Below are 25,019 nucleotides of genomic sequence, written 5' to 3'. Positions count from 1 at the left end.
TCAGAACTGGTAGCGCCGCATGCGCTTCTGGATCAGGAATAGATAGGCGCAGACACCGGCGAGGATGATGAAGAACATCACCGTGGCGATGGTGGCGCCCATATAATGGTCGCCGAGCTGCAGCTGGAAGCCGAAGAACGTCCGGTAGAGGAACGTGCCCAGAATGTCGGTGGAGAAGTTCGGGCCGGCCAGCGCGCCCTGCGCCGAATAGATCAGGTCGAAGGCGTTGAAATTGCCGACGAAGGTCAGCACCGAGACGATGCCGATCGTCGGCAGGATCAGCGGCAGCTTGATTTTCCAGAACTGCGACGGGCCGACGACGCCGTCCATCTCCGCCGCCTCGATCACCTCGTCGGGGATGCCGAGCAGGGCCGCGTAGATCAGCATCATCGGAATGCCGACGAACTGCCAGACGGAGATCAGCGCGACCGTGATCAAGGCCGAGCTCTCCTTGCCCAGCCACGGTGCGAAGAGCCACTTGAGATGCACCGCACCCAGGATCGACGGCGTGACGCCCCAGATCGGCGACAGGATCAGCTTCCAGGCAAAGCCGACGATAACGAAGGACAGCATGGTGGGGACGAAGAAGGCAGTGCGATAGAAGGCCCGGCCCGGCAGCCTCGGGATAGACAGGAGCGCCGCCAGCGCGATGCCGATCGGGTTCTGCACGACCATGTGGATCAGGAAGAAGACGAAATTGTTGCGCAGCGCATTCCAGAACTGCGCCGCCCAGCGCGGCTCGACGAAGAGCGTGCGGAAATTCTCGATACCGACGAAATGAACCGCATTTTGCGCATCGTTATGGAAGAGCGACAGGTTCAGCGTCTGCGCCAGCGGGACGATCATGATCGCGGTGTAGACGATCAGCGCCGGCAACAGGAAAACGGCGATGTGCCAGCGTCGCTGCCTGCGCGCCACCTGGATGTCGGACATGACTGGTTCCCGGGTTCGCTTCCCGCGCCCGTTCCGGGCGCATGATGCCGGGCCGGGCGATTGCCGGACCCGCTGCAAGAAAGATGCCGGGCCACGCGAGGCGACCCGGCACCGGAGACGCGACGTTACTTCTGGTCGGGCTTGTACCAGCTGTCGAGACCGTCCTGCAGGTGCTTGGCGGCTTCCTCGGGGGTCTGCGTGCCGTTGATCACGTTGGCCGTGGCGACCCAGGTCTCGTTTTCAAGGTTCGGCGTGCCGCGCGACAGGATCTGGTACGTGGACCGGATCGTCGACTTGCACTTGCCGCGCCAGGAAAGGAACTCTTGGGCAAGCGGGTCCTTCACGTCGATCTTCGCGCTCTGCAGCGAGAAGAAGCCCGGCAGCGCGTTGGAATAGATGGTGGCGAAGTCAGGCGTGGCGAGCCAGGCCAGGAACTTCTTCACCGCGTCCGGGTGCGCCGTCTTGGCGTTCATGCCCATGCCGAGATCGGGATGGTCGGAGATGTAGCAGGTGTCGCCTTCCTTCTCGACCGGCGGCGGGAACGCGCCCATCTTGAAATCAGCCTGCGACTTGAACTGCGAGATCTCCCACGAGCCGGCGGGATAGATCGCGGCGCGGCCGAGGGTGAAGAGGTTCTGGCTGTCCGGATAGGCCTGCGCCTGATAGCCGTCGCCCAGATAGTCCTTCCACTTCGCCAGTTCCTGAAGCGGCTTCACCCACTCCGGATCCGTCAGCTTTTCCTTGCCGGCGACCAGCGCCTTGCGGCCCTCTTCGCCCTTCCAGTAGGTCGGACCGATATTCTGGTAGCCCATGGTCGCGGCTTCCCACTGGTCCTTGGTGCCCATGGCCATCGGGATGTAGGTGCCGTCGGCCTTGATCTTGTCGAGCACCTGGTAGAACTCCGCCACCGTCTTGGGCGGGGTGAGCTTCAGCTTGTCGAAGGCGTCCTTGTTGTAGATGAAGCCGTGCAGCACGGACGCGACCGGCACGCAGAAGGTCGTCTTGCCGTCGTCGGTGCTCCAGGCCGCCTTGGCGATTTCGCTGAAGTTCTTGTCGATGCCCGACAGGTCGTTCAGCGAGGTCAGCTGGTTCTTCTTGAAGAGGTCCAGCGAGGCGTCGAACGGGCGGCAGGTGATGATGTCGCCGGCGGTGCCGGCAGAAAGCTTGGCGTTCAACGCGGCGTTGTACTCGGTCGGCGCCGTCGGCTGGAAGACGAGGTGGATGTCCGGATTGGCCTTCTCGAAGGCCGGGATGATCTTCTCGTTCCAGATCTGCAGGTCGTCGTTGCGCCAGCTCTCGATGTTCAGCGTGACCGTTTCCGCCCCGGCGGAGGCGAAGCTCGCCAGCGAGGCGAGAACGGCGACGCTCGCCAGCGACGCTTTCAGATAAGTCTTCGTCATCAGTGATCCTCCTGATCCCCTCGCGGGGCCCTCTCCAAGTCTCACGGGGCGCGATGCCCCTGCCCGCACACATGGCGCGAACATCCCCACCAGATGCCGGCACCGCCAGCCTGCGCGCTCTCCCTGCCCGCATCCGTCGGCCACTCGTGAGCGGCATCCCGAGCCCGCTCTGATCGGGCTTCGAAGCGAACGATGCCAACACAATACCAAATCGTCAAGGCCTCGGTGCCCACGTGGACAGCAATGCACTTTTCCGCGCAGAAATCGTGGTCAAATCACCCTGAGGCTGAAATACACCTTGCCAGAAGCCGACCTTCCAACTGTTTCTCAATCCCTTGGGAGATGCGGTTGCCGTCTCCTCATCAAAGCGGTATTGTATTGGTATTAATCCGGTGAGGCGCATGGGACCTGTTTTCCTGGTCGGTGTGGATGGGGGCGGCACGAACTGCCGGGCGCGCGTGCGCCTGGCCGACGGCCCCCTTGTCGGTGAAGCCTCCTCCGGCACGGCGAACATCCTGGCCGGACAGGAACTGGCGCGCGACAGCGTGCTGGCGGCCGTCACCCGGGCGCTCGCGGCTGGCGGGCGGAGGGCCGACGATCTTGCCGCCTGCGTCGTCGGCCTGGGTCTCGCCGGCGCCAACGTGCCCGGGTTTGCCGAAAGTTTCCGCAGCCTCGACTTTCCCTTTCGCGCCGTGGCAATCGAGAGCGACGCCTTCGTCGCCTGCCGTGGCGCCCATGCCGGTGCGGACGGGGCGATCGCGATCCTCGGCACCGGGACGGCCTATGTCGTCAAGACGGGCGACCGCTTCACCTCGCTCGGCGGCTGGGGCTCGCAGATTTCCGATCACGGCAGCGGAGCATGGCTCGGTCGCCGCGCCATGGCCGATGCCCTGCTCGCACTCGACGCCATCGTTCCCGCGACGCCGTTCCTCCGCGCCCTGCTGGACCGCTTCGAGGGTGACCCCGAACGTATGGTGCGCTTTGCCGCTTCCGCTTTGCCGCGCGACTACGGCACGTTCGGCCCGCTCCTCGTGGAGCATATCGAAGCGTGCGACCCCGCCGCGCTGGCGATCCTGCGGGAGGGCCTCGCGACGATCGAGCTTACGCTGGACCGCGTCTTCGCCCTCGGCGCGCCCCGCGTCGCGCTGATGGGCGGCCTTGCGCCCCATTACCGACGCTTCCTCCGTCCCGACCTGCTGGAGCGGGTGAGCGAGCCGGTCGCCGATGCTATGGAGGGCGCGATCGAACTCGCCCGTACCGCGCTTCGGGAGGATTTCACCCCGTGAACCGGCCCGGCCCGCACTGGATCCACCCCGACGAAATCCATGCCATCGGCGGGGAAAACGGGCCGCTTTACCTGCGGCTGCGTGGTCGTATCCGGCGCGCCGTCGAGGACGGCCGGCTGAAGGCCGAGGACGCGTTGCCGCCGGAACGGGAAATGGCGGTCCAGCTCGGCGTTTCCCGCGTGACCATCCGGCGGGCGCTGGAGGGTCTGGTAGCCGAAGGCCTGCTGCAACAGCGGCACGGCTCCGGCACCTTCGTCACCCCCCGGACAGAGCGGGTTCAGCAGCCCTTGTCCCGCCTCACCTCCTTTTCCCGCGACATGCAGATCCGCGGCCGCCGCCCGACGACGGAATGGCTGGAACGCTCCGTCGCCCCGCCGACGCCGAACGAGATGCTGGTGCTCGGCATTTCCCCCAAGGAACAGGTGACGCGCATTCATCGCCTGCGCCTGGCGGACGGCCTGCCCATGGCGGTGGAGCGAGCCACCCTGCCCGCACGCGTGCTGCCCGACCCGGAATCCATCGGCGCTTCGCTCTACGAGACGCTGCAGCAGCGCGGCTTTCGCCCCGTGCGCGCCTTGCAGAGGCTCAGGGCAGAGAATTTGAGCGCCGACGATGCGGCGCTTCTTGGCGTGCCGGCCGGCTCCGCCGCGCTCAGCATCGAGCGCGTAGCCTATCTTCAGGACGGGGCCATCGTGGAATTCACCCGATCCAGCTATCGTGGCGACGCCTATGATTTCGTCGCCGAACTCACGCTTTCCGAGGAGTTGAACGCAGAATGAGCGCCCCAGAGACGACGCGCATGCGCCTTGAGATCGACGAGGCTCCGGAGGCGGTCCGCCGCCTGCTCAGCCAGTCGACCGAGGCTATCGAGGCAACGGGCGCGGCGCTGCGCCGGCTCGATCCGCCGGTGGTTATCACGGTGGCGCGCGGCTCTTCCGACCATGCCGCGACGTTCTTCAAATATGTCTGCGAGATCAGCCGGGGCACGCCGGTCGCCTCCATCGGCCCGTCCGTCGCCTCCGTCTACGACGCGCCGCTCCGGCTCGCCGGCGCCGCCGCGCTGGCGATCTCGCAGTCGGGCAAGAGCCCGGACCTCCTGTCGCTGGTGGCGCGCGCCGCCGCCGGCGGGGCGGATACGGTGGCGCTGGTGAATGTCGAGGATTCGCCGCTCGCCACGTCCTGCTCGCAGGTGGTGCCGCTTCGCGCCGGGCCGGAACTCAGCGTCGCCGCGACCAAGAGCTTCATCACCTCCGCCGTTGCCGCGCTCGCCGTGCTGGCCGCCTGGAACGAGGACGAGGTGCTGAAGGCGGCGCTGCAGCACCTGCCGGACGCGCTGGACGAGGCGCTGAGCTGCGACTGGTCGGGCGCGCTGGAAACCTTCGTGGCCGCAGAATCCCTCTACGTGCTCGGTCGCGGCCCGAGCTTTGCCATGGCATCGGAAGCGGCGCTGAAGTTCAAGGAGACCGCGATCCTCCACGCCGAAGCCTATAGCGGCGCGGAAGTGCAGCACGGCCCGGTTTCGCTGGTCGACGGTTCCTTCCCCGTGCTGGCGCTGATCCCGCAGGACGCCGCAAGCGAGGGCATGGAAAAGGTCGTGGCGGAACTCGCGGCGCGCGGCGCGAAGGTCTTCGCCGCTTCCGCCAGGCCGGGTGCCGGCATCCGCCTGCCAGTGGCCAGCACCGGCCATCCGCTCACCGATCCGCTGGCGACGATCCTCTCCTTCTACCGCTTCGTCGAGCAGGTCGCCGTGCAGCGCGGCTTCAATCCCGACAAGCCGCGCCACCTCAAGAAGGTGACGGAGACTCTATGAGCACGCCCTCGTCCCTGCCCCCTTCCTTCGCCCTGACCGGTGCCGATATCTTCGACGGAGAGACGCGGCATTCCGGTTCCGCCCTGCTGGTGGAGAACGGCCGCGTCGCCTCCATCGTCCCGGCGAGCGGCATTCCAGCCGGGGCGGAGCGCATCGCGCTTTCCGGCGGGCTGATCGCGCCCGGCTTCATCGACCTGCAGGTGAATGGCGGCGGCGGCGCGCTCCTGAACGCCGACCGCAGCGTGGAAGGCGTACGCACCCTCTGCCACGCGCATGCCCGCTTCGGCACGACGGCGCTGCTGCCGACCGTGATCACCGACGTGCCGGAAGTGACCGCCGACGCGGTCCGCGCCGTGCGCGAGGCGATCGCCGCCAACGTGGCCGGCTGCCTGGGCATTCATATCGAAGGCCCGTTCCTCGCCCGCGCCCGCAAGGGCACGCATCGCGAGGACCTGATCCGCCCGATGGGACCCGGCGATTTCGACCTCGTCGGCAAGACCGGCATCGGCATCGTGCTCCTGACGGTGGCGGCGGAAACCGTGCCGCCGGAAGCGATCCGTCGGCTCACGGCGGATGGCGTGATCGTCAGCATCGGTCACACGGATGCCGATTGCGCGACCGTGCTGGAAGCGCAGAAAGCCGGTGCCCGCAGCGTCACGCACCTCTTCAACGCCATGAGCCAGCTCGGCCATCGCGCGCCCGGCGTGGTCGGCGCGGCGCTGAATTCCGGCGAGCTCTGGGGCGGCATCATCGCCGACGGCTTCCACGTCGACCCCGTCGCGCTGGAAGTCGCGATCCGCGCCAAGAAGGGGCCGGGCAAGCTCTTCCTCGTCACCGACGCAATGTCGACGGTCGGCTCCGAGGCGCAGACTTTCGAGCTGAACGGCCGCACGGTCTATCGCAAGGACGGACGGCTGACGCTGGACAACGGCACGCTTGCGGGCTCCGACCTCGACATGATGAGCGCAGTCCGCTTCACCGCCGACCGGCTCGGCCAGTCCTTCGAGGAAGCGATCCGCATGGCCTCGCTCTATCCCGCCGAATTCCTGGGCATCGACGGCGATCATGGCTGCCTGCGGCCGGGCAGCCGCGCCGATATCGTCCACATCACGGATGCGCGCGATGTCGGCAAGGTCTGGATCGGCGGCGAAGAACAGCGCTTCTAAGGGTCAGCGCCCTTCCGGGGCACCCGTCGCGCCCATCAGCGCGACCGGAACCGCCCCGGCGCCAAGCTCGTCGGCGGCCGTTCGGGTGGGAATGCCCCCGGCCTGCATTTGGGCCTCCATCTCCGCCGCCCGGCTTGCCCGGGCGGCGTCGACGCGGAGCTGGCGACGACGCAGGATCTCGTAGACGGCGGCGCCCACGACCGTGACCGCGATCAGCACGAGCCCCAGCGCATTCACCGCCGGTGTCACGCCGGTGCGGACCTTCGTGGCGATATAGATCGTCAGGGTCTGCCGGATGCCGCGCACGAAGAGCGTCGTGTTGTAGTTCTCGAAGCTCTGCAGAAAGGCGATGAAGGCGGCCGCGATCAGCGCCGGCCGGAGATAGGGCAGCGTGATCCGGCGGAATGTCTGGATGTGGCTGGCCCCCAGGTCCAGCGCCGCCTCCTCCAGCGAGCGGTCGAAGCGCTGCAGCCGGGCCGTCACCATCAGCATGACATAGGCGGCGATGTAGCTGGACTGGGCGAGCACGCTGAGGCCGATGCCGCCGGGCACATCGAAGCGCCGCCAGAAGACCAGCGTGGAAATGCCGATGATCACGCCGGGGGTCAGCAACGGCGAGATCATCAGCGCGTAGAGAAAGCTCCGTGCCCGCGCATGCAGCGAGCCGAGCAGCAGCGCCGCCGCGAGCCCGATCGGCACCGAGATCAGGACGACGAGAAGGCCGATCACGACGGTGATGCCCAGCGCGTTCCACATCTGGCCATCGGCCCAGAGCGCGTCGAACCATTTCAGCGTGGTGCCCTGCCAAGGCATGACGGTGGGAAAACGGCTGTCGTTGAAGGTCGCCGCGCCCATGATCGCGAGCGGCACGAAGAGATAGAGGAAGAACAGGACCAGATAGGCCCTGAGCAGGATCGCGGAGAAGCGGTTTCCGGTCATCGCACGCTCATCTGGCGATATCGGCGAGGCTGACGCGGAAGAGCCGCATCATGACCGCGATGAAGACGATGCAGAGAAGGAGCAGCAGGAAGGCGTAGGCCGCCCCGAGGTTCCAGTTCCCGCCCTCGAAGAACCAGTTGTAGATGATCTCGGTGAACCAGCGGCTGCTGGGCGAGCCCAGCAGCGAAGGCACGGCGTAGGAGCCCGCCGCGAGCATGAAGGTCATGACGCAACCCGTGGCGATGCCGGGCTTGGCATGCGGGATGACGATGCGGCGATGAATGCGCCAGCGCGAGGCGCCAAGGTCGCGCGCCGCGTCGATCTGGTTGCGGTCGAGGCTTTCCATCGCGTTGGTCAGCGGGAAGACCATGAAGAGGATGTAGGCGTAGACCATGCCGACCATCACGCCCGCCGTCCCATACCAGCGGATCGGCCTCGCCATGATGCCCAGGCCGGTGAGCACGCGGTTGAGCGGTCCGTTATAGGCGAGCACGATGTACCAGGCGAAGGTGCGCAGGATCTCGTTGATCCAGAACGGGATGATCAGCAGCAGAACCAGCAGCGCCGCATTGGACGGCTTCGCCACCTTGGCGAGATAGAAGGCCACGGGATAGCAGACCACCAGCGTGATCACCGTGACGAGAGAACTTGCCCAGATGGTGCGGAAGAAGATGCCGAGATGGATCTTGTTGGACCAGAGCACCGCGTAATTGGCAAGGCTGTGCACATCCTGCGGTCCGCCGATCTCGGACGGCGGCAGGTTGGGCCGCAGCGAATAGTCGATCATCAGGAGGTCCGGCAGCGCCACCAGCAGCACCAGCCAGATCGCCACCGCCGCGACGGCAAGAGCCGCGATCGGGCCACCAAGCCGACGGCTGAGTTCAGCCATGGGGCGCGGGCCTCAGCGCAACCGCCTGCCGAGGATGGAAGCGAAGCCGCGTCTCGGAACCGATCCGGAGATCCGGCAGGTCTCCCGCATTGGTGATCTGCGCCACGACAGGCACGCCGTCCTGCCCCTCGCCGACGACACGGATGAAGGAGCCCTCGAAGGTCTTCTCGCGCACGCGGACGAGGATGCCGTCGTCGGCCGGAAGCAGTCGCTCCGGCCGCACGAAGACGACCGCCGCCTCCCCGCCGGACAGCCCGGCGCAGTTGCGCGCCCGGAGCTGACCGAGCTTCGTATCGATCACCGCCATCTCGCTGTCGGCGGCATGGACGATGCCGGGAAAGGCGTTCGTCTCGCCGACGAAGCCCGCGGCGAATGCCGTTTCCGGGCTCTCGTAGATCTCCTGCGGCGCGCCGACCTGCTCGATCCGCCCCTGGCTCATCACCGCGACGCGGTCCGACATGGTCAGCGCCTCGCCCTGGTCGTGGGTGATGTAGATGAAGGTCACGCCCGTCCGCTTCTGGATGGCGCGAAGTTCGGTCCGCATGTGCTGGCGCAGCTTGAGGTCGAGCGCGGAAAGCGGCTCGTCGAGCAGCAGCACCGTCGGCTCCACGGCCAGCGCCCGGGCGATCGCCACGCGCTGCCGCTGGCCGCCGGAGAGTTCCGCCACCGCCCGGTCGCCGATTCCGGGCAGCGCGATCAGGTCGAGGAGTTCATCCGCCTTGCGCCGGCGCTCCGTCCTGGAGAGGCCGCGCACCTCCAGCCCGAAGGCGATGTTCTCGGCCACGCTCATCAGCGGAAAGAGCGCGAGGTTCTGGAAGATCATCGCGGTCGGGCGCTTGTTCGCCCCGACGCCGCGCATATCCTTGCCGCCGATCAGCACCTGCCCCGAGGTGGGTTCGCTGAAGCCGGAGATCAGCCGCAGGATCGTGGTCTTGCCGCAGCCGGACGGGCCGAGAAAGCTGAAGAACTCACCCGGCCGGATATCGAGGCTGACGTCGTCCACGGCCGTGAAAGACCCGAAGCGCATGGAAACGCGGTCGAGCGTGACTCCCTGACTCATAGAGGGGGGCTCATCGGCGGTTGATCCTCATCGTCCATCTCGCGGGAAGGGATGGCGCGGTCGCCCGCGCCTGCCGTCATCAGGCGGAGAGGAACTTGTCCTGGTACTCGTTCCGCTTGGACACGAACCAGGTGTCCTGGATCGGCCACCACCAGAGCTTCTGCAGCGCATCGCCCGGATAGGCGGCCTGGAAGAACTTCTTGTTGAAGTCGCTGAGATAGGCCTCCGCGCCCTTCGCGGTGGTGTTGTAGCCGAGCTTGTTGGCCAGCATCGCGCCGGCCTGCGGCGTCAGATACCAGTTGATGAAGGCATAGGCGTTGTCGACATTGGCGGCGCCCTTGGGAATGCACATGCCTTCCATCCAGGCGAGCGCGCCTTCCTTGGGGGCGACGAAGCCGACGGGCTGGCCTTCCTTGGCGAGCGCGGCGGCGGTGGAGTCCCAGGTCTGGCCGATCACGCAGCCATTCTGCCGGAACGCGCCCTGCGCTTCGTTTTCGTTCGACCAGAACTGACCGACCTTGGCTTTGTTGGCGATCGCGGTCTTGATGATGACGTCGTAATTGTCCGTCATCGTCTTTTCGTCCTTGAAGCTGTCGCGCATCGGATGCGGCAGCTTGCCCTGGCTGTCGAGCCAGAGGCCGATGCCGACCAGCGCGGACTGTGCCCGGACCGTTACCTTGCCGGCATATTTGTCGTCCCAGAGATCGCCGTAGCTCGCCTGCCCGAAGGTGAGCGGAGCATCGGCGGTGCTGAAGGCTATGGCCTCGGTGCCCCAGTCGGACGGCACGAAATAGCGTGCGCCCTTGACGACACCGCCCATGTCGGCGGAGCCTTCCACCGTGGAAGCGATGGCGCCGTCCCAGTTCACCTTCTTCTCGTCCAGCGGCTGGATCAGCCCGAATTCGACATAGTTCGGCACGCGGTCGACCGTCGGCCAGATGATGTCGAAGCCACCGCCCTGGTTGGCGCGAAGCTGGTTCAGCAGCTCGTCGTTGGTGCCGTATTCGGTACGGGTCGCCTTCACGCCGGTCTTGTCGGTGAAGTCCTTCAGCATCTCGTCGCTGACATAGCCGGCCCAGGCGAAGATCCGGACTTCGCCGCTGGCGGCCCAGGCGCTGCGCATCACAAACGGACCGGCGGCAGCCGCGACGCCGACGGAGGCTGCGCTCTTCAGGAAGGAGCGGCGGTTGAAGTCGCGGGCGGCGAGAAGCGTTCTCACGCTCCCCGAAAGGTTCGAAGACTGGCTCACAAGGCACCCCCTGGTGTTCAACGGCGGCCGCAATCCCATGCGGGCTCTCCATCGAAAGCCCCTATGTGTGACACCTGTATGACAGCCTTGGCAAGCGCGGAGCCCTGCCTTAGTCCTCTCAGGCATCAAGCGCGGCGGCCGTCAACGATTTGTCATGCAGCACTGCTAGCGCACGGTGGAAACGTCCGACGAGAGAGCAGACCATGAAATTTTCCCTTTTCGCGGCAGCCGCGTTGGCGCTCGCCTCCTTCGGCACCGCCCGGGCAGAGCCCGCCGGCAAGATCACCGTCTACACCTCGCAGCCGAGCGACCAGATGGCGGCCGTCGTGGAGGCCTTCAAGAAGGACTATCCCAAGGTTGACGTGCAGCTCTTCCGCTCTGGCACCACGGAAGTGATGAACAAGCTGCAGGCCGAGTTCACCGCCGGCGCTCCGCAGGCGGATGTGCTGCTGATCGCCGATGCCGTGGCCATGAGCGGCCTCAAGAAGGCGGGCCAGCTCCTGCCCTATCCCGAGGCGAAGATCGAAGGCATTCCGGCGGCGCTGGTCGATCCGGACAAGACTTTCTTCGGCACCAAGCTGATCACCACCGGCATCGTCTACAACACCAGGCTGGTGAAGACCCCGCCGAAATCCTGGAACGATCTGCTCGCGCCGGAGAACGCGGCGCAAACCATCATGCCGAGCCCGCTTTATTCCGGCGGGGCCGTGATCCATGTCGGCACCCTGCTGCAGCAGCCGGATTTCGGCTGGAAATACTTCGAGACGCTGGCCAGGAACGGCGCCGTGGCCGGCACGGGCAACGGCTCGGTGCTCGATGCCGTTGCGCGCGGCGAGAAGGCCTATGGGATGATCGTCGAGTACATGGCCTACAACGCCAAGGCCAAGGGCTCGCCGGTGGACTTCGTCTTCCCGCAGGAAGGCATCTCGGACGTTACCCAGCCCATCGCGATCCTGAAGACGACCAAGAACGCCGAAGCCGCGAAGGCCTTCGTCGACTGGCAGCTCTCGCGCGCGGCACAGGAACAATCGGTGGGCCAGGGCTATTTCCCGATCCTTTCCGACATCAAGTCGCCGGCCGGCTATCCCGCCGTCTCCGACGTGAAGATCATGAAGGCCGATCCCTCCGAGATGTTGAAGAACGACAAGGCGATGAAGGAAAAGTTCACCGAGCTCTTTGGTGGCTGATACCTCGCTTTCCGCCGTCCCGGCTCTCCCTGGACGGCGTCGCGGCCTGCAGGTGGACGGCGAGAAAATCCTTCTCGCCGTTCTCCTCGTCTATGTCGGCCTGTTCGCCCTGACGCCGCTCGCCCTGCTTTTCGCCAAGGCATTCGGCCGAGGCGAGACCGGCGAATTCCTCGGCATGATACGCGAGCAGTGGCAGAGCGTCGCCGTGCAGCGCGCGCTCTGGAACACGCTGAAGGCCGGCGCCCTTTCCACGCTGATCTCGCTGGTGATCGGCACGGCCATGGCGCTGCTGGTCGGCATCACCGACATTCGCGCGCGCTCGCCCCTCGTCTTCGTTCTGCTTCTGCCGATGCTGATCCCGTCGCAGATCACGGCGCTGGCCTGGATCGAGATGACGGGGCCCCAGAGCCCGATCCTGCTGCTCCTCGGCGCCGCACCCGATCCCGGCACGAAGAACCCCATCTACTCCATGGCAGGCATTTCCGCCGTGATGGGCGTGGAACATGCGACGCTGGTTTTCCTGACCGTGCGGGCCGGGCTCAGGCGCGTGCCGCGAGATCTCGTCGAGGCGAGCCGGCTGGCTGGCGCCGGCCCGCTCCGCAGCACGGTTTCCGTCGTCCTGCCGCTGGCCGGGCCCGCCGTGCTGGCCGGCGCTGCCCTGGCCTTCGTCTCCTCCATCGGCAATTTCGGCGTGCCTGCGCTGCTCGCCATCCCCGCGCGCTATCCCATGATCACGACCTTGATCTATCAGCGGCTGAGCGGCTTCGGACCGGATGCTCTGGGCAGCGTCGCGGCGCTGGCCCTGATCCTGTCGGTGCTGGCCGCGGCAGGCCTGACCGTGCGGGCCTTCGCCGCCCGGCGCACCCGCATGGTGGTGGAAGCAACGAGCGCGATCCTGCCCAGATTCCAGCTTGGACGCTGGCGCCTGCCCGTCGAGGCGGCCACGTGGGTCCTGCTGGTCCTGATCGCCATCCTGCCGCTCGTGGCGCTGGTCACGAGTTCGCTCGCGCCCGCCCTCGGCGTTCCCCTGAACGGACGGACATTGACGCTCGACAATTATCGCTTCGCGCTGTTCGCCGAGCAGGCGACGCGGCGCGCCTTCGCCAACAGCCTGTTCCTCGCCTTCGCGACTGCCGTCGCCAGCGGCCTCGCCAGCGTCGGCCTCGCCTATCTGGCGGTGATCCGCCGCTCGCGGCTGGCTCGCATCATCGACCTTATTGCCGATGCCCCCTATGTCATTCCCGGCACGGTGCTGGCGACGGGCGTCATCCTGACCTTCCTGCGCCCGCTGCCCTTCCTCCATGCCTCCATCTACGGCACGATCTGGATCCTGCTCGCCGCGTATTTCGGCCGTTTCCTCACGCTGGCCTTGCGGCCGACGATGGCGGGGCTGGAAGTGATGGAAAAGGCGGTGGACGAAGCGGCTCAGGTGGCCGGAGCCGGACCGATGCGGCGGCTCTTTTCCATCATCCTGCCCATGGCGACCCCCGCGGCCGCGGCGGGAGCCCTCCTGATTTTCATGAGCGCGTTGAACGAGCTGACCGTATCCGCCCTGCTCTGGTCGACCGGGCACGAGACGCTGGGTGTCATGGTCTTCTCGCTCCAGCATGAAGGCAATTCGCCGGCGGCCTCCGCTCTGGCCGTTGCCGCCGTCCTCGTCACCATAGCGCTTGCCGGGTTGCTGGCGCTTTTCGGCCGCAGGCTTCCGCAGGGGATCGTACCATGGCAAGCGTGAGCTTCGCCCGCGTCGGCAAGGCCTTTGCCGGCCACCACGCCGTTTCCGACGTATCGCTGCAGGTGGGCGAAGGCGAGTTCGTCGCCCTGCTCGGCCCTTCCGGCTGCGGCAAGACCACACTGCTGCGCATGATCGCGGGCTTCGAGTACCCCGACCGGGGCGAGATCCGCATCGGCGACGAACTCGTCGGAGCGCCGGGTTTTTCCGTTCCGCCCGAGCGGCGCAACATCGGCATGGTTTTTCAGTCCTATGCGTTGTGGCCGCACATGAGCGTCGCCGGCAATGTCGGATTCGCCCTGAAGCTGAAGCACGTTCCCCGCCCGGAGCGGCATCGTCGCGTGGCGGAGATGCTGGAGCTCGTGGGCCTCGGCCATCTCGGGGCACGGCGCCCGCACGAGCTTTCCGGCGGCCAGAGACAGCGCGTGGCGCTGGCGCGGGCACTCGCGGCGCGGCCGGGCGTGCTGCTTCTGGACGAGCCGCTCGCCAACCTCGACGCGCATCTTCGCGAAGCGATGCAACGCGAATTCCATCGCCTGCACCGGCAGGTGGCCACCACCTTCATCTACGTCACCCACGACCAGTCAGAGGCTATGGCGCTTGCCGACAGGATAGCCGTGATGGAAGCAGGCGTCGTCCGGCAAGTCGCCCGGCCGCAGACCCTCTATCGCGAGCCGACCAGCGCCAGCGTGGCGCGCTTCATTGGCCGCGGCATGGTGGTCCCCGTCCGCGTCACGGCCCCGGCACCGCGTCCGGGCAGCGTGATGGTCGATCTCTTCGGCACGCCCCTCTGCGTGCGGGGCACGGCCCCGATCGGCGCGACGCGCGGCGTGGTTCTCCGCGCAGAGCACCTGACCGTGGTCGCTGCCGACGCGCCGGGGACCATCGGCTGCCGCGTCACCGATCTCTCGTTCGGCGGCGCGACCACCCTCGTCACGCTGATGCCGGAGGGCCCGGCCGGCGACACGACGGAACTTCGGGCCGTGGCCTCCGGCGAACTGCCGGAAATCGGGCAGCTGGTGGGGCTCAGGATCGACGACGGCTGGCTTCTGCCGGAAGACGGCGATACGATCTGATGCTGCGGCTCACCTGCATTTCCGGGCTGGAGCACAAGGCGCCGGCCTGCTTTCTTCTGGAGACGGGTAGCAAGCGCCTGCTTCTCGATCTCGGCGAAGGCGCCTCGGGCGAATTGCCGGACCTGCGCGGCGTCGGCCCCGTCGACGCGATCCTCATCAGCCACGGCCATGGCGACCATGTCGATGGATTGAAGCTGCGGGACCGGATCGGCAGCCCGCCCGTCTACGGCTCCGAATACGTCGCTCATAAGCTCCGCACCAGTGTCGAGGTCCGTCCCTTGCCGCTGCGGGGCCGGACCCCGGTCGAAGGAATTATCGTGGAAACCGGCCGCTCAGGCCATGCGCCGGGCGGCATCTGGATGGCGTTCGAGGGCACGCGGCGCCTCACCTATATGGGCGACCATTTCGCGCGCTCGCCGGTTTACGCCGCCGATCCGCCACCGCCGACCGATATCCTGATCCTCGACGCCTCGTACAAACTGGACGAGCCGGACTTCGACGCGGAGATAGCCGCGCTCGGCGATCGACTGAAACTCGGCCCGACGATCCTGCCCGTGCCGGCGGATGGGCGCGCGCTGGACATCGCATTGCATGCCGTTCGCGATCTTGGACTCGACGTGTCGGCCGACTCGGCCGTGCGGGAGACGATGCGGGATCTGATCGAGGACTTCCCCGGCGTCTTCCGTGACGGCGTGCGGGACGAACTCCGCCGTATCCTGCCTGGCATCCGCGACATCGATCCTGAGCGGCCCAGCGGCGTCATGCTGGTGACGCCGGCCTCCGTCGCCCACGGCGTTGCCGCCGACCTCCTGCGGCGCTGGTCTGCGAAACCGGAGCCGGCGATCGTCTTCACCGGCCATGTGGAAGGCGTCGCCAAGGCGGCGGTGCAGTCGGGCCGGGCCAGCTGGTGTCGTTGGTCGGTGCATCCGCCGCTTGCCGAGCGCGTGGAGCTTGGGAGGAGCACGGGCGCCCGGACGGTCATCCCCGCATTCGGCGGAACGGAACTCGCGGGGCAATGGCGAAACATCTTCGCACCGGCCAGCGTGCCGGAAGGAACACGCTTCAGCCTCTGAGGCAAACAGCCCCTTCTGTCGGCCGTTTCGCTTACGGCCGTACGGCCGTGATGCAAACGGGGCGGCCTCGGCCGCCCCGTCGTTCTTTCAAGAAGCCGCGATCGCGATCACGGAGCGCTGGGGGTCGGCGGCGTGCCGGTGCCCGAGGTATCGCCGGGGTGCGGATGCGCGCCAGCCTGCGGTTGTCCCGCCGGGGGTTGCCCCATGGGCTCGTGCACCGACAGGATCTTGTCCAGCATCGGCGTCACCGCCTCGGCGCAGTCCTTGGTGGAATCGCCATCGGCGCACTTGATGTCGATCGTGAAGCCGCCGCCATGGCCGATCACGAAGTGCGCACCCCTGGCGCCCATCCCCTCGTGCGGACCCATGCCGTGAGGCCCCATGCCGTGGGGACCCATCATCGCGCGATGCCACTCGAAGGGCGCACCGCCCATGCCGGGCTTGTGCATCGGGCCCCAATTCCCCGGACCGCCGGGACCGGGCTTTCCGTGTTCCGGGCCACCGTGTTCCGGGCCACCGTGTTCCTGGTCCCCGAGTTCCGGGCCACCATCCATCGTCCCTCCATTCATCGGGCCCGCGTTCATTGCGCCCTGGTTGCGGGGACCGCCCTGTCCGTATCCAGCAAAGCCATGCGGGCCGCCGGGACCGAAGCCACGACCCTCCGACGGGGCGCCGGGACGATCTCCCTCGTCTTCCTCGTCGCTATCCTGCGCCGCCGAGCCGGGACCGTTCATGCCCTGGCTGTTCCAGTCGCCATCCCAGCCCTGCGCCTGTTGCCAGTCGCCATGCTTGCCGTTCCAGCCGCCCTGCCAGCCGTGGCCGCCCTCGCCTTCATCGCCGAAGCGATGGAAATGATGGTGGAAGTGATGCCACCCGCCGTCCTGGTCCGCGTCGGCGTAGTCGTTCTCGGCGTTCCGACCGCCATCGGCGCCATCGTCATCGTTCTGGGCCTGATCGTCAGGCTTCGGGGCGTGATCGCCAGGCTTGGCCGCCTTGTTGTCGGAAGGGGTACCCGCGTTGCTCGCTCCCTGACTGTCGGAGGGGGCGGTCTGCGGCGTGGAAGTCGCAGGTGCCGCCGCCGGAGCGTTGGCCGCCGGGGCCGGCGGCGCGGGCGGAGGGGTCTGAGGCGTGGTCTGAGCCATGGCGGCGGTGCTGGCGAGAGCGAAAGCCGCTCCCAGCATGAGCGTTTTCTTCATCAGAGTTCCTCACTGCTGTTGTCCTGCCCCACCCGACGAACGCCCTCCATTCACTGCCGTTCCCTGCGGACGGCCAGCTTTTCCGGAATGCCCAGTCACTTCCGATTGATCACAAATTTGAGGACATTTTTAAGTACTTCACAAATCTTCATGCTGATGCATAACAATTATTCCCAGTCGCATGGCTGTTGATCTAGAACTGGTGACAATTGATCTCCACCTTAGATCCCATGACCTCAGCCATCCTCCGATCACTGCGTCGCTTCGGCCTCGACACCGCAGGCAACGCGGCCCTCATCTTCGCCCTTGCCGCGGTCCCGCTCATCGGAGCGGCCGGCTTCGCGATCGACTACACGCAGGCTTCCGGCGTTCGCGCACAGCTGCAAAGCATCGCGGACGCGGCGGCGCTGGCGGGAGCCACACGCGACAGCACCCTCAGCGCAACTGCGGCGACGGACTATTTCAACGGGGCGATCGGCCGCCTGTCTCTCAGCCCGACGCCGACGCCGACCGTCAAGGCGGATACCTCATCCGACTACGTCACGGTCAGCACCAGCTATTCCATGAGCGGCGGCATTTCCTCGATCATCGGGCAGAAATTCCCGGTCGCCGTCACCGCCACGGCCTATCGCGGCGATCTCGTGCGCCGGGTCAGCATGGACCTGAACTCTGTGAACATGGATGCGTCCGACACCAACCGCATCTACAGCTTCAATCTGACGTCGGACGGCAGCTATCCCGATTACGACAGCACCAACAAGCGTCCGTATCTCTATGACGCGAACGGCAAGAAGACGACGGACGGTTCGGGCATACCCAATCCCGACGATTATCAGGAAGTGCTGACGACCAGTTCGACGGACCGGAACGGCACCACGGATTCGCAGTATGACTCGACGGTGGATGCGCTGAAGAACGGTACGGCCATCCCCTTCAACACGACCGACGCCGACGGCCAGGTCGGGATGCTCTTCGTCAACGTGCAGGGCAACTATACCAAGGGTTCGGGGAAGTCGAAGACGACCTCCGGAACGACCAGCTACTTCTTCTCGGTCACGAATCCCGCGAGCGGCTTCAGCAACCCCGAAAATGTCAGCAGCGATCCCGACGGCAGCAACCCTGCAGGGAGTTCGTCGAGCATCTCCTCCTATGTCAGCTGCAGCTATACGGCCAGCAGCAAGACATGGACGTGTACCGGGAGTGGATTGAGCAAGACTTCCGCCAGCAAGATCGCAAGTTACGCGAGCAGCCACACGAATTGCGGCGCGGCAAAGACATCGAGCTCATCATCAACAACCTGCACCGGACGCAGAAACAATAACTGCACCACGACGACAACATACACCGCGAATCTCTCATGCACGGTGAAGCAGGATTTCCCAAGCTGCGTCTCCAGCACCGTCACCCAGTACTGGGACGACAATGGCGGCGCCACGGACGACAACGACTACAACGACATGAGCTACAGCTTCAGCTGCCCCGATGACGCTCGGAACACCAGCACCGTGCGGCTGACGAACTGAAACGGCCTAGCGCGACCGCGGATCGAGAAGGTCGCGCAGTCCGTCTCCAAGCAGCGTGAACCCGAGCACCGCAAAGGCGATGGCCCCGCCCGGGGCCAGCGCCAGCCAGGGCGCCTGACCGAAATAGGTCTGCGCATCGGCGAGCATGCGCCCCCAGCTCGGTGCCGGGGGCGGCAATCCCAGCCCGAGAAAACTGAGCCCCGCCTCCACCAGAATGGCGAGGCCGAGCTGGATGGAAAGCTGCACCGCGACCGTACCGGCGATGTTCGGCAGCACATGGCCAAGCGCCACCCCTCCGCGGCTCCGTCCGAGCGCAAGCGCCGCCAGCACATAGCCCTGCGCCCAGATCTGCAGCGCAGCGTTGCGGGCCACGCGGGCGAAGACGGGCATGCTGAAAATGCCGATCGCCAGGATCGCCGTAAGCCTTCCCGGCCCGATCAGCGCCCCGATGACGATGGCCGAGATCAGCGCGGGAAAAGCGAAGATCACGTCACCGACGCGCATGATGGGCTCGTCCAGCCAGCCGCGTCGCGCCGCCGCCAGTAGTCCAAGCGCCGTGCCGAAAAGGCAGCCGAGAAGGATCGCCGAGAAGGCGATCGTCAGTGAATTCCACGCGCCCAGCATCAGCAGGGACAGCACATCGCGACCAAGCGCATCTGTGCCGAGCAGGCCCGCGACGAGGGGCGGCTTCAGGCGAAGCGCGATACGGATCTGGATCGGCGGCTCCGGCGTCCAGGCGAGCGAGAGCAGCGCCGTTACAATCCCAATGGCGATGATGGCGCTGCCGGCGATCAGCCTCGGCGGCCAGCGGCGGCGCCTGGGAACATCCCTCCCCCCAGTCGGGGCGGCGACATTCACCGGGCCGCCCTCAGGCGCGGATCCAGCAGCAGGCCGGCGAGATCCACGGCAAGGTTCACCAGCATCACGAAAGCGGCGAAGAGCATGGTCACGCTGCGGATCACCACCAGATCGCGCTGCGCGAGCGCCTGATACACAAGCCGCCCGAGCCCGGGCAGGGCGAAGACATTCTCCACCAGCACGGCCCCGGCGATCAGGAACGAGAACTGCAGCCCGACGATGGTGAGAACCGGCACAAGGCCGTTCGGCAGGACGTGGCGAAGCATGATCGTCGAGCCTCGCAGGCCCTTGGCGCGAGCCGTCCGCACGAAATCCTGATGGGTCACCTCCAGCAGGGCCGCCCGCGTGACCCGCGAGAGCACCGCAGCCTGCGGAACCGCGAGCGCGACAGCCGGAAGCAGCAGGGCCTTCAGCGCCGGGAAGAAGCCCCCCGACCAGCCGGGAAAGCCGATCGCGGAAAACCAGTGCAGCCCGGTGGCGAAGCAAAGGATCAGGATCAGCCCCAGCCAGAAATCCGGAACGGCGATGCCGAGCTGCGAGAAGACCGCGACCGCGTGGTCCGTCGCGCGCCCAAGCCTCGCCACCGCCGCCATGCCGAGCCCGAGCGCCACCAGCGTCGAGCCCACGACCGCCAGCAGCGCCAGCGGCAGCGTCAGGGCGAGCCGGTCGGCGAAGAGCCGCGAAACCGGCACCCCATAGGTGATCGACGTGCCGAAATCGCCGCGCAGCATGCCGCCGAGCCAGGAGAGATAACGGACGGTGGCGGGCCGGTCGAGCCCGAGCTGATGGTGCATCGCCGCAAGTGTATCCGGCCGGGCTGAGGTGCCGAGCATGATCGCCGCCGGATCGCCCGGCAGCACGTCCATCACGATGAAGATCGCCAGCGAGGCGGCAAGCAGGGTTGCCGCGAAGACGAGAAGCCGCCGCAGGACGGGCGAGAGGATCAAGCCCGTCCGTCCCCCGGCGCGCGCCCGTCGCCGCCTTGGCCCCCGCCCCCGCGCATCAGTCCTCCCACCGCAGGTCGGCAAGGTTGATGGAGGGGATCGGCTCGTTCTTCCAGAGGCCCTTCAGCCTGGCGTCGGCGATGGAAAGCCGCGGCAGGTCGAAGAGATAAAGCGCCGGCACGTCATGGGCGAGGATCGTCTGCGCGTCGCCGTAGAGCGCGTTGCGCGCACCCGCATCCGCCGTCGCTTCCGCCTTGCCGATCACGTCGTCGAAAGCCGGGTTGCGGTAGTGGAAATAGTAGTCCGGCCGCGCGTAGATCCCGATGTCCATCGGCTCGGCATGATCGATGATCGTCATCTCGAAATTGCCGCCCTTGAAGACGTCCTGCAGCCATTGCGCCGGAAACTCGCTGGACACGATGTTGAGCGTCACGCCGATCTGCGCCAGCATCGCCTGCAGGATCTCGGCGCTGCGAGTCGTCTCCGACCATTGCGGCACCTTGATCGTCGCCGTGAAGCCGTTCGGGTAGCCCGCCTCGGCCAGCAGCGCCTTGGCCTTCGCCGGATCGTAGGGCAGCACGCCGGTGAGGTCGACGTAGCCGGGATCGCTCGGCGCGTAATGGCTGCCGATCGGCGTACCGAAGCCGGAATAGGCGCCCTCGATCACCGCCTTGCGGTCGACAGCCTGCATCAGCGCCTGACGCACGCGCACGTCGTCGAAGGGCTTCCGCGCCGCGTTCATTCCCGCCACCACCTTGCGCGAAGTCGTGCCGACTTGCGCGCCGAAGCGCTTGTCCTTCTGGAAATCGCCGAAGAGTTCGGGCGCGAGGAAATCCGGGAAGACCTGGATATCGCCGGCCTTCAGCGCGGCCGCCTGGGCCTGCGCGTCGCTGATAAAGCGGAAGGTCACGGTCTGCAGCTCCGGCTTCGCGCCCCAATAGTCGGGGTTGGCGACGAGATCGACATGATCGCCCCGCGCCCAGTCCCTGAAGCGGAAAGGCCCGGTGCCCACGGGATCGGTGCGGTCCGTGGCGGCGCTCTTCGGCTCCACCATGACGGAATCGCCCCAGGCCAGCCAGTACAGGAGGTTGCCGGCCGGCTTCTTCAGGACGATGACCGCCGTCAGCGGGTCCGGCGTCTCGATCCGGTCGATCGGTTCGAAGAACTGCTTCTGCGCATTGGTGGAATCGGTGCCGCGCGCGCGGTCCAGCGTGAACTTCACGACCCCGGAATCGAACGCCACGCCGTTATGGAAATGCACGTTGGGCCGCAGGTGGAACGTGTAGGTGAGCCCGTCCGGCGAGATCGTCCAGTCGCGCGCCAGCAGCGGCTGCACATCGCCCTTCTCGTCCAGCCGGACGAGGCCCTCATAGACGTTCCAGAGCGTCAGCTCGCGGATCGTGGCGGGGGCGGCGACCGTCGGGTCCAACCCCGGCGGTTCGCTGGAGATGCCGACGACCACGGCGGTCCGGGCGGCGAAAGCCGGTTCCATGGCGCTCGCCGCGAGAAAGGCCGCCGCGACCAAGGCTGCACGCGCTACGATGCGAAAAAGCATGTCTCTCCCACGTTTTAACAGGACCGACCTGTGCCGCGCGTAGTCACTTAGACATTCTGACGCAAGCCTTCGGGCGCCGCCGACCAGAAAAAGACATGTTTGGACGCCCGAAATGGTAGGGTCAAATCAGCCGGCGCTTGCGGCCGGAACGTCCCGGAGCCCTCGATGCGAAAGACCAGCCTGGCTTTATGCTGCCTCATCTCCCTGACCGGGGTAGCCCTCACCGGAGCGGCGGAGGCCGCTGACCGGTCGCCGCTGGAGCGTCACATCCTTTCCGCACTGCGCTGCCGGGAGGATCCACACCCCACAGCCGTGCTGCAGTTCCTGCAAAAGAAGAACCTGATCGTGCCCGCCGAGGGCAAGAAGCTGGAGCATGAGACCTGCTGGCAGATCAAGGGCGCGCTCAGCGTCGAGGGCCTGCCGGTGAAGGCGATCTGCGGCGCGGAGCGCGACGAGTTGATCGCCAATCTCCACCCGGAATTCTTCGATCACGGCGAGAGCCGCGGCCGCCGCACGGTGCTGGCGCTCAACACGGGCGAGTCGAAGAAGGCCGTGCGAGCCTGGGCCCACAAGCACGACATCTGGCGCGATGAGGTGCGAGATGGCAAGTTCGCGCCGGGCACGGTCGACGTGGAGTGCAATTCGGAAGAAGTGCCGGACTGAACAGGCAGTCCGGGGGGCCGAGACTTCGGGGGCCGAGAGTTCGGAGGCGGTCACCCCCGCCCGCCGGCCTCCACCGCCGGCGCCCCAACCACCCGGGAAATGACCTCGGAGGGGCGGGCCTCGCGTTCCAGCTGCTGCAGCGTGCATTGCTCCGGCGCCTTGTCCGGCCGCCAGCGGACGATCTTCGTGCCGTGGCGGAAGCGGTCGGCGGTGATGTGGTCGTAGCGCACTTCCACCACGAGCTCCGTCCGCAGCGGCACCCATTCCGCCGAACGCTCCGTGCTCCAGCGGCTCGGCCCGCCCGGCGCGTTGCCGGTGAAGCCCGGGCCGCCCCGCATGGCTTCCAGCCGCGCCGTCAGCTCCGCTTTATCCTGATCGGCAAAGCCTGAGGTAAAGCCGACATGGTCGAGGGTGCCGGCCTCGTTATAGAGCCCGAGCAGCAGCGAGCCGACCTGCCGCCCCTTCGTCTCGTAGCGGAAGCCGCCGACCACGCAATCGGCCGTGCGCATGCGCTTCACCTTCAGCATGGCGCGCTCTTCCGGCTGATAGGGATCTGCGAGCCGCTTGGCCACGACCCCGTCGATGGCGCCGCCCGCACGGTCGAGCCATCCCTGCGCCTCATCCCGGTCGCGGCTGAAGGGCGAGAGGCGAAGGCCCTTGGCCATGCCGCCGGCGGCCGCGAAGAATTGCTCCAGCGCCTCGCGCCGCTCGGCGAACGGACGCGGCATCAGGTTTTCGCCGGCCGGGTCCATCAGGCAATCGAAGAGCACGAGCACGGCGGGCGTCTCGACCGACAGCTTGCGGATGCGGCTTTCCGCCGGATGCAGCCGCATCTGCAAGGCGTCGAAGGAGAGCGTATCGCCCACGGGAATGCAGAGTTCGCCATCCAGCACGAAGCGCTCCTGCGGCAGGCTCTTCAGCAGCGCGACGATTTCCGGGAAGTAACGCCCAAGCGGCTTGCCGGACTTGGCGTGAAGCTCCACCTCGTCGCCCGCGCGGAAGGCCAGGCAGCGAAAGCCATCCCATTTCGGCTCGAACTGCCACCCCTTCCCCTCCGGCAACCCATCCACGAGCTTGGCTTCCATGGAGCGGGTGGAGGTCAGGACGGAGAGGGTGGAGAGGATCATGGAGCGTACCGCTCAGCGTTCTCTTGGCAGTGGGCACGTACACGGGCCAGCCATGTGTCAAACCATACCCATGTTCTATCGTAGTCCCCCGGCCGACCAAACCCCTTATCTGCCCGCTTAGCATCTAGCGCCTGCCAAAGCTTGGTGTGCGCTGTTTGATTGAAACGATCGTACCCGTCTGCTTGCATCTCCCGGACAATCTCTGTGGCGGTGTACCGTCGCTTATCTACTTCTTTCAGCAAGATACGGCTGATCTCTTTAGCCTCTTCAGTGTCCGGTTTAACGAACTTCAGAGCAGCATCAGACCGGCTCGCCTTTCCTCCCACTTTTGGAACAAAGGCAACGCGATACGCGAAGGCAGGGTCGCTCTGTTGTGCGTCGGTCAGACGTTCATGGAAGTGATCAATCATAGTCTCAAGATTCTGGGGCAGTTCGTGTCCGGCCTTTAGAACCAGTTGATGCCTTACATCAAATGTGACGAATTGCAGAGCAAGCGGAAGGCGCTTCTCTAGACCGAACCCTTCACCAAAGAGCTCGCATATGGCCGAGTTGAAGTTGATGCAGCATGCCTGTAGCTTTGCCCCAAGCGCCTCATCAATCCTGTTTGTAAAGCGATGCTCAATCTCGTGTCGGATTTCCAGCAGGAATTCCAAATTATGGCGTGTCCCTTCTGACAGAGGCGATCGATCATGCCGCAAGCACTTACCTAGGTCCCAATATATATCTGCGTTGTTCTTGGTTTTCTTGATCTCACCGCCCTGACGATATCTGTAATCTATCTGCTCACGGCGAAACCATTCGTGGAGCAAGTATGTCCATGCGATCATCGCTGTTGTGATGAAAATTTCTGTCCGGAATGTCAGTCCCGCACCATTGAAGGTGTGCACTGCCGCTATCATCGCCTCTCGCGCTTTGATCAGCAGTTCATCACCCGGCACTCGTAAACCGGTCTCGGGATCGTGGTCCGGCCAAGAAGAAAGGAAAGCTGTCAACTGGTCTGGCGTGGCAGCTCGAACTGATCGATGCCGGGTTCCATTCCGGATCTCGCCAACTTCGCGGTGATTGATGGAGCGTGTCGGGCGTGTAAAATGCGCAAGAATGTCCTGATCGTTGTAGCGATTGGTTTCGAGCATCACCTTGATCATGGCTACTTCCCACCGCTCCAACTTACCGCCCGGTCTACGTGCCATCCTCGCCCCACTAGCGCCTCAAGAGCTCTAATCGACTATGTTAATGCTTACATTTTGTACGGCAACATCTTCTTGATCAGGAAAAGTAATCTATTTGAACGTACTGGGACTTCGCTTTGCCCTTCGTGAACGCCAAATCACTTCCATCATTAACAGCTACACC

At 65.9% G+C, this 25,019-nt stretch carries 22 protein-coding genes; 10 read left to right on the top strand and 12 right to left on the bottom strand.

What is annotated here, in order from left to right; translation table 11 throughout:
- Both BMY25_RS01910 and BMY25_RS01905 read right to left on the bottom strand, forming a co-directional pair.
- On the bottom strand, nucleotides 1–933 hold the full coding sequence (locus BMY25_RS01910; RefSeq protein ID WP_092494886.1) for a carbohydrate ABC transporter permease: 933 nt from the start codon (nucleotides 931–933) through the stop codon (nucleotides 1–3).
- A gap of 125 nt (nucleotides 934–1,058) precedes the next feature.
- Nucleotides 1,059–2,333 carry an ABC transporter substrate-binding protein gene (locus BMY25_RS01905; RefSeq protein ID WP_092494885.1) on the bottom strand — a complete coding sequence of 425 codons (1,275 nt, stop codon included), beginning with the start codon at nucleotides 2,331–2,333 and terminating at the stop codon, nucleotides 1,059–1,061.
- A 401-nt stretch (nucleotides 2,334–2,734) separates the two neighbouring features.
- Between BMY25_RS01905 and BMY25_RS01900 the strand changes: the two genes are divergently transcribed.
- The 4 genes from BMY25_RS01900 to nagA are packed head-to-tail and all read left to right on the top strand — an operon-like array spanning nucleotide 2,735 to nucleotide 6,595.
- Nucleotides 2,735–3,619: a glucosamine kinase nucleotide-binding domain-containing protein gene (locus BMY25_RS01900; RefSeq protein ID WP_092494884.1), complete on the top strand. Its 885-nt coding sequence runs from the start codon at nucleotides 2,735–2,737 to the stop codon at nucleotides 3,617–3,619.
- Nucleotides 3,616–4,398 (top strand): GntR family transcriptional regulator, encoded by a 783-nt coding sequence (locus BMY25_RS01895; RefSeq protein ID WP_238858094.1) that lies wholly within the window; start codon nucleotides 3,616–3,618, stop codon nucleotides 4,396–4,398. Before BMY25_RS01900 ends, BMY25_RS01895 begins: the two co-directional genes overlap by 4 nt.
- Complete coding sequence (locus BMY25_RS01890) at nucleotides 4,395–5,429, top strand: SIS domain-containing protein (protein WP_238858093.1); 1,035 nt, start codon at nucleotides 4,395–4,397, stop codon at nucleotides 5,427–5,429. The genes BMY25_RS01895 and BMY25_RS01890 overlap by 4 nt, the downstream gene beginning before the upstream one ends.
- Before the next feature lie 14 nt (nucleotides 5,430–5,443).
- A complete protein-coding gene (gene nagA, locus BMY25_RS01885) occupies nucleotides 5,444–6,595 on the top strand; it encodes an N-acetylglucosamine-6-phosphate deacetylase (RefSeq protein WP_428976932.1) in 1,152 nt (383 codons plus the stop codon).
- Between the two features lie 3 nt (nucleotides 6,596–6,598).
- Here nagA and BMY25_RS01880 read toward each other — a convergent pair whose 3' ends face one another.
- The 4 genes from BMY25_RS01880 to BMY25_RS01865 all read right to left on the bottom strand — a co-directional run bounded on the left by BMY25_RS01880 (nucleotide 6,599) and on the right by BMY25_RS01865 (nucleotide 10,702).
- Complete coding sequence (locus BMY25_RS01880) at nucleotides 6,599–7,534, bottom strand: ABC transporter permease (protein ID WP_092494881.1); 936 nt, start codon at nucleotides 7,532–7,534, stop codon at nucleotides 6,599–6,601.
- Between the two features lie 7 nt (nucleotides 7,535–7,541).
- A complete protein-coding gene (locus BMY25_RS01875) occupies nucleotides 7,542–8,423 on the bottom strand; it encodes an ABC transporter permease (RefSeq protein WP_092494880.1) in 882 nt (293 codons plus the stop codon).
- Entirely contained in the window at nucleotides 8,416–9,483 is a 1,068-nt protein-coding gene (locus tag BMY25_RS01870; protein WP_092494879.1) for an ABC transporter ATP-binding protein, read from the bottom strand. Before BMY25_RS01870 ends, BMY25_RS01875 begins: the two co-directional genes overlap by 8 nt.
- Nucleotides 9,484–9,562: 79 nt before the next feature.
- Nucleotides 9,563–10,702: an extracellular solute-binding protein gene (locus BMY25_RS01865; protein ID WP_238858092.1), complete on the bottom strand. Its 1,140-nt coding sequence runs from the start codon at nucleotides 10,700–10,702 to the stop codon at nucleotides 9,563–9,565.
- 233 nt (nucleotides 10,703–10,935) lie between these two features.
- Between BMY25_RS01865 and BMY25_RS01860 the strand changes: the two genes are divergently transcribed.
- Genes BMY25_RS01860 through BMY25_RS01845 form a run of 4 tightly spaced genes read left to right on the top strand, consistent with a single transcriptional unit; the run spans nucleotide 10,936 to nucleotide 15,800 of the window.
- On the top strand, nucleotides 10,936–11,919 hold the full coding sequence (locus BMY25_RS01860) for an ABC transporter substrate-binding protein (RefSeq protein WP_092494877.1): 984 nt from the start codon (nucleotides 10,936–10,938) through the stop codon (nucleotides 11,917–11,919).
- Nucleotides 11,912–13,654: an ABC transporter permease gene (locus BMY25_RS01855; RefSeq protein WP_092494876.1), complete on the top strand. Its 1,743-nt coding sequence runs from the start codon at nucleotides 11,912–11,914 to the stop codon at nucleotides 13,652–13,654. Before BMY25_RS01860 ends, BMY25_RS01855 begins: the two co-directional genes overlap by 8 nt.
- Nucleotides 13,642–14,727, top strand: coding sequence for an ABC transporter ATP-binding protein (locus BMY25_RS21365; protein WP_092494875.1), 1,086 nt, complete (start codon nucleotides 13,642–13,644; stop codon nucleotides 14,725–14,727). The genes BMY25_RS01855 and BMY25_RS21365 overlap by 13 nt, the downstream gene beginning before the upstream one ends.
- A complete protein-coding gene (locus BMY25_RS01845) occupies nucleotides 14,727–15,800 on the top strand; it encodes an MBL fold metallo-hydrolase (protein WP_092494874.1) in 1,074 nt (357 codons plus the stop codon). The genes BMY25_RS21365 and BMY25_RS01845 overlap by 1 nt, the downstream gene beginning before the upstream one ends.
- Nucleotides 15,801–15,907: 107 nt before the next feature.
- Here BMY25_RS01845 and BMY25_RS01840 read toward each other — a convergent pair whose 3' ends face one another.
- Nucleotides 15,908–16,996, bottom strand: coding sequence for a hypothetical protein (locus BMY25_RS01840; protein WP_092494873.1), 1,089 nt, complete (start codon nucleotides 16,994–16,996; stop codon nucleotides 15,908–15,910).
- 230 nt (nucleotides 16,997–17,226) lie between these two features.
- Here BMY25_RS01840 and BMY25_RS01835 point away from each other — a divergent pair, with 230 nt between their 5' ends.
- Nucleotides 17,227–18,519 (top strand): TadE/TadG family type IV pilus assembly protein, encoded by a 1,293-nt coding sequence (locus tag BMY25_RS01835; protein ID WP_092494872.1) that lies wholly within the window; start codon nucleotides 17,227–17,229, stop codon nucleotides 18,517–18,519.
- 6 nt (nucleotides 18,520–18,525) lie between these two features.
- On the opposite strand, the gene BMY25_RS01830 is transcribed toward BMY25_RS01835, so the two are convergent.
- From BMY25_RS01830 to BMY25_RS01820, 3 genes are read right to left on the bottom strand one after another with little or no spacing between them, the layout of a single operon-like run.
- Nucleotides 18,526–19,377: an ABC transporter permease gene (locus BMY25_RS01830; protein WP_428976931.1), complete on the bottom strand. Its 852-nt coding sequence runs from the start codon at nucleotides 19,375–19,377 to the stop codon at nucleotides 18,526–18,528.
- Nucleotides 19,374–20,321, bottom strand: coding sequence for an ABC transporter permease (locus BMY25_RS01825; protein ID WP_092495150.1), 948 nt, complete (start codon nucleotides 20,319–20,321; stop codon nucleotides 19,374–19,376). The genes BMY25_RS01830 and BMY25_RS01825 overlap by 4 nt, the downstream gene beginning before the upstream one ends.
- A 58-nt stretch (nucleotides 20,322–20,379) precedes the next feature.
- Entirely contained in the window at nucleotides 20,380–21,876 is a 1,497-nt protein-coding gene (locus BMY25_RS01820; protein ID WP_092494871.1) for an ABC transporter substrate-binding protein, read from the bottom strand.
- A gap of 165 nt (nucleotides 21,877–22,041) precedes the next feature.
- On the opposite strand from BMY25_RS01820, the gene BMY25_RS01815 reads away from it, so the two are divergent.
- On the top strand, nucleotides 22,042–22,539 hold the full coding sequence (locus BMY25_RS01815; protein ID WP_143061854.1) for a hypothetical protein: 498 nt from the start codon (nucleotides 22,042–22,044) through the stop codon (nucleotides 22,537–22,539).
- A gap of 50 nt (nucleotides 22,540–22,589) precedes the next feature.
- On the opposite strand, the gene BMY25_RS01810 is transcribed toward BMY25_RS01815, so the two are convergent.
- Both BMY25_RS01810 and BMY25_RS01805 read right to left on the bottom strand, forming a co-directional pair.
- Nucleotides 22,590–23,666 (bottom strand): ATP-dependent DNA ligase, encoded by a 1,077-nt coding sequence (locus BMY25_RS01810; protein ID WP_092494869.1) that lies wholly within the window; start codon nucleotides 23,664–23,666, stop codon nucleotides 22,590–22,592.
- Complete coding sequence (locus tag BMY25_RS01805) at nucleotides 23,663–24,811, bottom strand: DUF3644 domain-containing protein (RefSeq protein WP_238858091.1); 1,149 nt, start codon at nucleotides 24,809–24,811, stop codon at nucleotides 23,663–23,665. Before BMY25_RS01805 ends, BMY25_RS01810 begins: the two co-directional genes overlap by 4 nt.
- Nucleotides 24,812–25,019: the final 208 nt, after the last annotated feature.

Source organism: Faunimonas pinastri (assembly GCF_900110915.1).
Classification (GTDB): Bacteria; Pseudomonadota; Alphaproteobacteria; order Rhizobiales; family Afifellaceae; genus Faunimonas; species Faunimonas pinastri.
The sequence above is the reverse complement of the archived record's forward strand: the minus strand, read 5'-3'. Positions and strand labels throughout refer to the sequence as shown.